Genomic DNA, 8,984 nt, shown 5'->3' on the forward strand with positions numbered 1-8,984 from the left:
GAGGCCGACAGATCCCGTTGAGGACCCGAGGTCAGTCAGGCGGTGGGTCAGACCTGTCCGGGAACCGCTCATGAACATCCTCACTGTCAGGCGGCCAGTCGGTCGGCGACCGGCGGTCGGCAACCGCTGGCCGACGGCTCGACTCAGGCGCCGAGCGCGGTCCGGACGGTCTCGGCCAGCGGGACGGTCGGGCGGTCGATCAGCCGGGCCAGGTCGCCGGTGCGCAGGGCCAGCTGCCCCTTGGCGATGGCCGCGTCGGTGTCCGCGAAGATCTCCGCGAAGCCCTCCGGCAGTCCGGCCGCCACCAGCCGGCGCACCTGCTCCGCGGGCTCGACGTCCCGGTACACCACCGGGCTGCCGGAGGCCGCCGCCAGCTCGGCCGCGTACTCGTCCATGCTCCAGTCGGCGTCGCCGCTCAGCTCGTACACCCGGTTCGCGTGCCCCTCGCCGGTGAGCACCGCCACCGCCGCGTCGGCGTAGTCCCGGCGCGGGGCGGTGGCCACCCGGCCCGCGCCGCTGCTGCCGAAGACCTCGCCGGCCGCGACGCTCGCGGCCGCGCCGGCCGTGTAGTTCTCGGTGTACCAGCCGTTGCGCAGCAGGGCGAAGGGGACGCCGGAGGCCCGCAGCAGCTCCTCCGTACCCTGGTGCTCCTCGGCGATCCGGAAGGTCGCGGTGGGCGCGGCCAGCACGCTGGTGTACGCGAGCAGCGCGACCCCGGCGGCCTTCGCCGCGTCGATCACCGCGCCGTGCTGGGCGACCCGGTGGCCGAACTCGTTCCCGGAGATCAGCAGCACCCGGTCCCCGGCCGCGAAGGCCCCGGCGAGCGACTCGGGACGGCCGTAGTCCGCCTCCTGGACCCGCACGCCCCGCTGCGCCCACTCCTCGACCTTGGCCGCGTCGCGGACCAGGACCCGGATCTGGTCCGCCGGGACGGCGGCGAGCAGGCCCTCGACGACCAGGCGGCCGAGCTGTCCGGTGGCTCCGGTGACGACGTACATGTTCTGCTCCCTCAGGTGTTCCACGGGCTTACACACTCACCCTAGGGACGGCACTAACCTGTGGAAAGTACGCACTTCAAAGTAGGGTACTGACATGAAGGTAATCGCTACGGAGCCCTCACTGGTCGACAAGCTGCCGGACGTCTACGACCGGATGTGCCCCTCCCGGGGCGTGCTGGAGCACGTCACCAGCCGGTGGGGGGTGCTGGTGCTGATCGCCCTGTGCGAGCGCGGCTACCGCTTCAGCGAGCTGCGCCGCCGGGTCTCCGGGGTCAGCGAGAAGATGCTCGCCCAGACCCTGCAGACGCTGGAGCGGGACGGCTTCGTGCTGCGCGTGGCGCACCCGGTGATCCCGCCCCGGGTCGACTACAGCCTCACCCCGCTCGGCCGGGAGGCCGCCGAGTACGTCGCGGCGCTCGCCCAGTGGGTGGAGCACCGGATGTGCGCGGTCTCCGAGGCCCGGGAGGAGTACGACGCCCGGCCCTAACCCTTGACGATCAGGGCCTCCAGGCCGTCCAGGACGCGGGCCAGGCCGAAGGTGTACGCGTGCTCCGGGCTGTACGCGCCGCCGTGCGCCTCACCGGCGGCGGCGCCGACCCGGGCGGCGACCGGGTGGCGCTCGGGGTCGAAGACCCGGGCCAGCAGCTCCGCGTTGGCCTGCCACCACTGGGCGTCGGTCAGCGCGCTGTCCTGCTGGGCGGCGCGCTCGTCGGCGGCCATCCGGGCGCAGGTCTGGACGAAGCCCAGCAGGTGGGTCAGCGCGGCGTCCAGCTCGACGTCGGGCAGGCCGGTGCCCTCCAGGGCGCGCAGCTCGTACTCGTACTTGGCCATCAGTCCGGGGCCCAGCGGCGGGCGGCTGGTGGACACCGCGGCGACCCACGGGTGGGCCCGGAACAGCGCCCGGTTGTCGTCCGCGACGGCGGTCGCCCGGGCCCGCCAGCCCTGGTCGGCCGGGGTGCTGCGGGGCATGACGGCGTAGACCGTGTCCAGCATCAGGTCGAGCAGTTCGGCCTTGCCGGGCACGTAGGTGTAGAGCGCCATCGGGGACAGTCCGAGCTCCTGGGCGACCCGACGCATGGTGACCGCGTCCACGCCCTCGGTGTCCGCCAGCGCGACGGCGGCGGCGGCGATCTCCCCGGTGGAACGGGCCTGCCGGGGGCCGCGCCGGCCGGGCTTCTCCTCGGCCGTCAGCCCCCAGAGCAGGGCGAGGGTGCGTGCCGGGTCTCCTGCGCTGCTGCGGTCCGTGGCCATGCGGAGGATCCTTTCACGGGCATCCTGCGCCGTTCGCGCGCGACGGCGGCTACCGTCTCCCCCATGACCAGCCCCGAACCGCTCCCCGGCACCGGCTCCACCGGGGCCCTGCGCCCCCGGGTCACCTGCCGACGCTGCCACCGGCCGCTGCACGACCCGGAGTCACGGATGCTGCGGCTGGGGCCGGAGTGCCGCGATCCCGCGGAGCGGGTCGCGCGGTTCGAGGTGGACCAGGAGACGCTGCCGGGGATGTAGCCCCGGCCGCGCACCGGGGCGGGGGCCGGCCGCCGGTACCGCGGGTGTCACGAGCGGCGGAAGAGGCGGCGGAGCAGGCCGGGCCGGGCGGGGCGGGCCTCGACGGAGCCGCTGTCGTCGTGGGTGGAGTCGCCGTCGGTGGAGTCGCCGTCCTCGTCGGTGGAGCCGGCCGGGTCGTCCGTGGGGTCGGTGGGGCCGCCGTCGTCGGCGTCCCGGGCGTCGGCCTCCGCCAGCAGCTGCCGGGCCAGGTCGCGGTCGGCCCGGTCCGTCCACGGCGCGGCCAGCACCAGGGCGCAGTAGGAGCGGAGGATCGTCACCACCCGGCTGCGGCTGGCCCGGGCGCTGTAGTGCAGCCGCTGCCGGAGCAGTTCGGCGATGTCGGCGCGGGCGGCGGGGTGGGTCCAGCCGATCGCGACCAGGGCGAAGCCGGCCGCCTCGACCACCCAGTCCTCCGGCCCGAGCAGCAGGTCGCGCAGCACCCGGCGGCGCTCGGAGCCCTCCCACGGCTGGTCGGTGCGGTGGTGGGCGATGCCGAGGCAGGCGAAGGCCTGGACGGCACGCACCCAGAGTTCGGGCTGGTGGGCGAGCAGTGCCCGGCCGAGGTCGTCCTCGCGCGGCAGCGGCGGGTGGACGAGCGCGCCGAGCAGTTCGTCCAGCGGCAGCCCGGCCAGCCGGACGGCGTGGTCGTAGGCGGCGGGGACGGTCGGCCAGACGATCTCGGCGGTGGCGCGCAGCAGTTCGGCGCCGGCGGGGGCGGGTGCGGCGACCGCCGGGCGCGGGTCGGTGCCGTCCCAGGCCCAGATCCGGGTGGTGGGCTCGGTCAGCGGCAGCCGGGGGTCGGGCTCGCCGACGGACCGGTAGGTGACCGTGGAGCGCGGCAGGGCGAGTTGGACGGCCAGCACGGAGCTGGGCGGCTCGACGGCGGAGGCGGTGCAGTCGATCTCGGTGTCGCGGCCGGTGCCGGACGTGCCGAGCACCTGGTGCAGCACGTTGACGGTCGCCTCGGTGGCGCCGGAGACCATGCCGAGCCAGGGCTCCCGGTGGCTGAGCCGCTCCAGCAGGTCCTGGGCGTACTCGTGGTCGGGGTGGTCGCGGTGGTGGTCGGCGAGGGCGAGCAGGTGGGCGGCGTCGCCGTCCACGGCGTGCCGCAGCCCGTGCCGGGCGGGGGCGGCCTTGGGGTGGTCGGGGTCGACCGCGAGGACGCGCTCCAGCCAGGGCAGGCCCTCGGCGGGGCGGCCGAGGGTGCCGTACAACTCGGCGACGTCGACGGCCAGGTAGCCGCTGGAGTCGGCCTCGTCCGGCGCGGCCCGGGCCAGTTCGGCCTCCCAGACGGCCAGCGCCTCCTCTGGGCGGCCGTCGGCGCGCAGGGCGTTGCCGAGCATCACGGCGGGCAGGTAGCCGGGGGCCAACCGCTGGGCGCGTTCGGCGAGTTCGACGGCGCGGGTGGTGGCGCCGAAGCGGCGGGTCAGGCCGGAGGCCATCGCCAGCAGCAGCGGGTGTTCGGGGTGGCGGTCGGTCACGGCCCGCAGGAAGCGTTCGAAGGGCCGGACGGTGTCGGCCAGCTCGGCGGGCAGCGGGTCCGGGAGGGCGCCGGCGGCGCGGGCCGCCGCCTGGGCGACGGCGTCCGGGTCGACCAGGGTGGGCAGGTCCTCGCGGGCGAGCCAGGCGGTGTGCGCCCAGGGGCGGGCCGGTTCGTACTGGATCGCCGAGGCGAGCAGGGCGACGGCGGTGTCCCAGTCCCCGGCGGCGGCCTCCACGTGGGCGCGGCAGACGACGGTGCCGAGGTAGACCTCGCCGTCCAGCGGGAACAGTTCGCGGGCCTTGCCGGGGCCGCCCGCGGCGGCGCACAACTCGGCCAGCGCCTCGTGGAGTTCGGGCAGCTGGGGGTCGGCGAGGATCGCGTCGGCGAGGTGGTCGGCGGCGTGGGTGAGGTCGCCGGAGTCGATCGCCAGGCGGGCGACGGCCACCTCGCCCTCGGCCGCCAGCCGGTCGTCGCCCTCGTCGTCGGTGTGCGCCATGCCCTGTCCCCCCGTCGCGCCGTGTCGGTCCGGCCGCGGTGGCGCGTGACGTGTTCCCCGCGTCGCGCGCCCCGTGCCTCGCCTTGTGCCTGGTGCCTCGTGGCTCGTGTCTCGTGCGCGGACGAGGTTATCCGGTGTGTATGACTGCCGGATGATCACCCTGTCGGTTCACCCTTGCGGGGCGGCCGGCCCGGGTGTTGCGCCAAATCCTCGACGGGATAGGACTCTTACGAGTGGTTTGGGCCGTGGAAGGAGCTGGGCGTCGGTGATCGCGCACCACGATGACGGAGGCGCTTCGAGCGCGAAGCACCTTCCCCCTACCGGCCCTTCCGCATTCCGACGAGGAACGATGAAGCTCTCCCGCACCCTGTCCGCAGTCGCCTCCGCCGCCGTCCTGAGCACCCTCGCACTGACCGGCCCGACCGTCGCCCCCGCGGCCGCCGCGGGCTCCTTCGTGGTCAGCGAGGCCCAGTTCAACCAGATGTTCCCGAGCCGGAACTCCTTCTACACGTACCAGGGCCTGACCGACGCGCTGGGCGCCTACCCGCAGTTCACCACCACCGGCGACGCCGCCACCCGCAAGCGCGAGGCGGCCGCCTTCCTGGCCAACGTCAGCCACGAGACCGGCGGGCTCAGGTACGTCGTCGAGCAGAACACCGCCAACTACAGCCACTACTGCGACACCACCCAGCCGTACGGCTGCCCGGCAGGTCAGTCCGCCTACTACGGGCGCGGGCCGCTGCAGATCAGCTGGAACTTCAACTACAAGGCGGCGGGCGACGCCCTGCACATCGACCTGCTGCACGACCCGTACCAGGTCGAGAAGAACCCGGCCACCTCCTGGAAGACCGCGCTGTGGTTCTGGGACAGCCAGAAGGGCGCCGGGACGATGACCCCGCACGACGCCATCGTCAACAACAAGGGCTTCGGCGAGACCATCCGCAGCATCAACGGCGACCTGGAGTGCAACGGGAAGAACCCGGACGAGCGCAACGACCGGATCAACCTGTTCAAGCAGTTCGTCGGGGTGCTGGGCACCAACGTGGGCAGCGGCAACATCTCCTGCTGAGGTGCGCCCCGGGGGTGGGTGGGGAGCGGGAAGTCGGCTCGGCCGACTTCCCGCTCCGCGTTTCATCCGATCGGGTGAGTGGTGTCAGTGGCGTCTGCTCGACTGCTCCCAGGACCGAGACGAGGGGGTGGCAGCCGGGATGGGTGTGCTGACCGACTACTTCCGTGCGCCCGACGCGGCCGCGGTGGCACGGGCGTTGGAGCTGACCGGGGGTGCACGGCCGGAGTTCCGTGCCGGGCCGGGCGGGGGGTTCGACGACGGGGGCTCGGAGGCCGGAGGGTTCGACGGTGACATCGGCCGGGCCTTCGACGGCATCGAGGCCAAGCGGGTCGATCCGGACGTGGTGCTGGGGCAGCTCGTCGCGGCGATCCGGGCGGAGCCGTGGCGGGTCGACCTGGTGGCGGAGGTGCCGGTCTGGCCGACCACTCCCCCGCCCGGGCCGGACGGGCCGGCCGGCGGCGAGGACGACCCGTGGGCGACCGGCCCGTGGGTGACGGAGCTCGACGAGGCGACCAGGGACGCGCTCGCCGGAGTGGCCGACGACCGGATACCGGAGGCCGTCCGGCGGTGGGCCGAGGCGGAGGAGTGGGACGGCGCGGATCCGACCGATCTGCTGCCGCTGGCCGAGGAGTTGATCGCGCTCGCCCGCCGGGCGCGGGCGGCGGGCGAGCGGCTGTACTGCTGGATCTGCCTGTAGCGGCCGCTCCGCGGGCCCGGCCGGTTCAGCCGGTTCAGCCGGCGATCGGGGTGGCGCCGGTCGCGGCGAGGGAGACGTCCCAGAGCCGGGCCGCCGTGTCGGGGTCGAGGGCGTACGGGCGTACGCCGCCGTCGTCCATCGGGTCGCCCGGGGCGGCGAGCCGGGCGACGTCGCAGTCCTCCAGGTAGAGCCCGCCCCTGCCCGCCAGGAGCGGGGAGGTCGCCGCCCACAGGCCGGTGGCGGCGCCCTGGGAGGGGGACTTGAAGCCGGCGCCGACGACGGTGCCGTGCTCGTCCACCCAGCCGCGGTCGATCTGCTCCCGGAGCGTCAGCTCCCGCTGCAGACCGGTGATGATCTTGCCGGGGTGGAGCGCGAAGGCCCGTACGCCGTCGGCCCGTCCGAGTGCGTCCAGGTGCGCGGCGAACAGGACGTTGGCGGTCTTGGACTGGCCGTACGCGAGCCACTTGTCGTAGCCGGTGCGGAAGTGCGGGTCGTACCAGCGGATGTCGGTGAGGGCGTGCCCGGCCGAGCTGTTGACCACCACCCGGGCCCCGCGCGCCGCGAGCAGCGGGTGGAGCTCGCAGGCGAGCACGAAGTGTCCGAGGTGGTTGGCCGCGAACTGCTCCTCCCAGCCCGGGCCGACCCGCCGCTCCGGGGTCGCCATCACGCCCGCGACGGCGAACAGCAGGTCGACGTGGTCGGTGGTGCCGGCGATCCGCGCGGCGGCGGCGCGCACGCCGGCCAGGTCGGTGAGGTCCATCGGGACGACCTCGCAGCCGTCGAGGTCCCGCAGCGCGGTGCGGGCGGCGTCCGGACGGCGGGCCGGGACGATCACCCGGGCGCCGGCCGCGCTCAGCGCGCGGACGGTCTCCAGGCCGAGGCCGGCGGAGCCGCCGGTCACCACGGCGGTCCGGCCGGAGAGGTCGACGCCGGCCGTCACGGCTTCGGCGGTGCTGGTGGCGGAGAAGGGCGAGCCGAGCGGCCGCTGGTCGTTCGTGGTCATGGTGAGGACGCTAGGAGCTCGACCGCGGTCTAGCTCAAGTCCCGTGGTCGGGGTGGAGCGCTCGCCGGCCCGGGGGTCGGTGGACCTGGCCGGGGGCGGACTGGAACGCTGGGCGGCGGGGCGTCCCGTGTCAGCCCTTCGTACCGAGAGGACAGTGACGATGAACGGTTCGACCGTGTGGGCCGGTGACCAGGTGTCGTTCCGGCCCGCGGCCGAGGAGCACACCCACCAGGTGCTGGACGTGCTCGACGAGGCGGCCGGCTGGCTGGGCGACCGCGGCATCCGCCAGTGGCCGGACCGCTTCCCGCCCGGGTGGGTGGCCGGCGCGATCGGGCGCGGCGAGACCTGGCTGGTGGACGTCGGCGACAAGACCGCCGGGACGGTCACCCTGGACTGGGCCGACGCCCTGTGGGCGGACGTCGGCGGCTCGGCGGGCTATGTGCACCGGCTGGCCGTGCGCCGGTGGGCCCGCGGCCTGGGCGCGGTGGTGCTCGGCTGGGCCGAGGACCGGGCCCGGCAGCGCGGGGTGGACGCGCTGCGGCTGGACTGCGTCGCGCACAACCGCTCGCTGCGCGACTACTACGAGGGGCGCGGCTTCCTCCACCGCGGCGACGCGCGCTGGCCCGGCCTCCCGGGGCAGCGCGCGGAGGACGTCCCGGTCCTCTGGATGAGCCGCTACGAACGGCCGGTCGCCCGGTAGCCGACCGACCGGTAGCCGGCCGACCGCGACGACGCTCCGCGCCGGACCGGACCTGAATATTTCAGGACGAGAAATATTCAGGCGGACGGATGCGTTCCGGTAGGACGTCGGCGCGGAGGGTCCGTGTCCGCGCGAGGCTGGAAGGAGTGCGCGCCGTGCGCGTCGAGATCTGGAGCGACATCAACTGCCCGTGGTGCTACGTCGGCAAGGCCCGGTTCGAACAGGCGCTGGCCGCGTTCCCGCACCGCGAGGAGGTGGAGGTCGTCCACCGCTCCTTCGAGCTGGACCCGCACGCCCCGCGCGCGGCCCGTCCGGTGCTCCCGCTGCTCGCGGCGAAGTACGGGCTGAGCCCGGAGCAGGCCGAGGCGGCGGAGGCCCGGATCGCCGAGAACGCGCGCGGCGAGGGCCTGCCGTACCTGTCCGCCGGACGGGACGCCGCGAACTCCTTCGACATGCACCGGCTGCTGCACTTCGCGAAGGAGCAGGGGCGGCAGCCGGAGCTGCTGGACGCGCTGTACCGGGCCAACTTCGCCGAGGAGCGCTCGGCCTTCGACCCCGCGCGGCTGGTGGAGCTGGCCGTCGGGGCCGGGCTGGACGGCGAGGCGGCGGCCGCCGTGCTGGCCGATCCGCAGGCGTACGCGGACGCGGTGCGCGAGGACGAGGAGACGGCCGCCGCCATGGGGGCGACGGGCGTGCCGTTCTTCGTCCTGGACCGGCGGCTCGGGGTCTCGGGCGCCCAGCCCGCGGAGACCTTCACCCGGGCGCTGGAGCAGGCCTGGGAGAGCCGGGTGCCGACGGCGCTGGTCGCCCTGGCCGAGGGCGGGGAGGCCTGCGGGCCGGACGGCTGCGAGCTGCCGCAGCGGTGACCCGGCCCGGGGAGTGGGCCCTTCGGAGTGGGAAGTCGGCCGGGCCGACTTACCCCCGCCGATGAGCCCCCGGCGCGGGGGGGGGGGGCAAGGCCGCCCGGCGCGCCCGGTGGGGGTGGGGGCGGGA

10 protein-coding genes are annotated in these 8,984 nt (G+C 75.0%); 6 read left to right on the plus strand and 4 right to left on the minus strand.

The genetic code is table 11. The features are described from left to right. Positions 1 to 143: 143 nt before the first annotated feature. Positions 144 to 998, minus strand: coding sequence for an SDR family oxidoreductase (locus ABTZ03_RS33235; protein ID WP_350516925.1), 855 nt, complete (start codon positions 996 to 998; stop codon positions 144 to 146). A gap of 94 nt (positions 999 to 1,092) precedes the next feature. Here ABTZ03_RS33235 and ABTZ03_RS33240 point away from each other — a divergent pair, with 94 nt between their 5' ends. Beyond that, on the plus strand, positions 1,093 to 1,485 hold the full coding sequence (locus ABTZ03_RS33240) for a winged helix-turn-helix transcriptional regulator (protein WP_350516868.1): 393 nt from the start codon (positions 1,093 to 1,095) through the stop codon (positions 1,483 to 1,485). Here ABTZ03_RS33240 and ABTZ03_RS33245 read toward each other — a convergent pair. Beyond that, the gene (locus ABTZ03_RS33245) at positions 1,482 to 2,249 is read right to left on the minus strand and encodes a TetR/AcrR family transcriptional regulator (RefSeq protein WP_350516869.1); all 768 of its coding nucleotides are present in this window, start codon (positions 2,247 to 2,249) and stop codon (positions 1,482 to 1,484) included. The two genes, ABTZ03_RS33240 and ABTZ03_RS33245, sit on opposite strands and share 4 nt — an antisense overlap. 63 nt (positions 2,250 to 2,312) lie before the next feature. Here ABTZ03_RS33245 and ABTZ03_RS33250 point away from each other — a divergent pair, with 63 nt between their 5' ends. After that, a complete protein-coding gene (locus tag ABTZ03_RS33250) occupies positions 2,313 to 2,504 on the plus strand; it encodes a DUF6011 domain-containing protein (protein WP_350516870.1) in 192 nt (63 codons plus the stop codon). A gap of 47 nt (positions 2,505 to 2,551) precedes the next feature. Here ABTZ03_RS33250 and ABTZ03_RS33255 read toward each other — a convergent pair whose 3' ends face one another. Next, the gene (locus ABTZ03_RS33255; protein WP_350516871.1) at positions 2,552 to 4,522 is read right to left on the minus strand and encodes a tetratricopeptide repeat protein; all 1,971 of its coding nucleotides are present in this window, start codon (positions 4,520 to 4,522) and stop codon (positions 2,552 to 2,554) included. Between the two features lie 349 nt (positions 4,523 to 4,871). Here ABTZ03_RS33255 and ABTZ03_RS33260 point away from each other — a divergent pair, with 349 nt between their 5' ends. Together ABTZ03_RS33260 and ABTZ03_RS33265 are read left to right on the plus strand one after the other, a co-directional pair. Then, positions 4,872 to 5,591, plus strand: a complete 720-nt coding sequence (locus ABTZ03_RS33260; protein WP_350516872.1) for a chitinase — start codon at positions 4,872 to 4,874, stop codon at positions 5,589 to 5,591. A 139-nt stretch (positions 5,592 to 5,730) separates the two neighbouring features. After that, positions 5,731 to 6,288, plus strand: coding sequence for a hypothetical protein (locus ABTZ03_RS33265; RefSeq protein ID WP_350516873.1), 558 nt, complete (start codon positions 5,731 to 5,733; stop codon positions 6,286 to 6,288). A gap of 34 nt (positions 6,289 to 6,322) precedes the next feature. Here the strand turns inward: ABTZ03_RS33265 and ABTZ03_RS33270 are convergent, their stop codons facing one another. Next, on the minus strand, positions 6,323 to 7,291 hold the full coding sequence (locus ABTZ03_RS33270; protein WP_350516874.1) for an oxidoreductase: 969 nt from the start codon (positions 7,289 to 7,291) through the stop codon (positions 6,323 to 6,325). A 160-nt stretch (positions 7,292 to 7,451) separates the two neighbouring features. Here ABTZ03_RS33270 and ABTZ03_RS33275 point away from each other — a divergent pair, with 160 nt between their 5' ends. Both ABTZ03_RS33275 and ABTZ03_RS33280 read left to right on the plus strand, forming a co-directional pair. Then, positions 7,452 to 7,991: a GNAT family N-acetyltransferase gene (locus ABTZ03_RS33275; RefSeq protein ID WP_350516875.1), complete on the plus strand. Its 540-nt coding sequence runs from the start codon at positions 7,452 to 7,454 to the stop codon at positions 7,989 to 7,991. A gap of 155 nt (positions 7,992 to 8,146) precedes the next feature. Beyond that, entirely contained in the window at positions 8,147 to 8,857 is a 711-nt protein-coding gene (locus ABTZ03_RS33280; protein ID WP_350516876.1) for a DsbA family oxidoreductase, read from the plus strand. Positions 8,858 to 8,984 lie beyond the last annotated feature (127 nt).

The organism is Kitasatospora sp. NPDC096077 (assembly GCF_040303245.1).
GTDB lineage: Bacteria > Actinomycetota > Actinomycetes > Streptomycetales > Streptomycetaceae > Kitasatospora.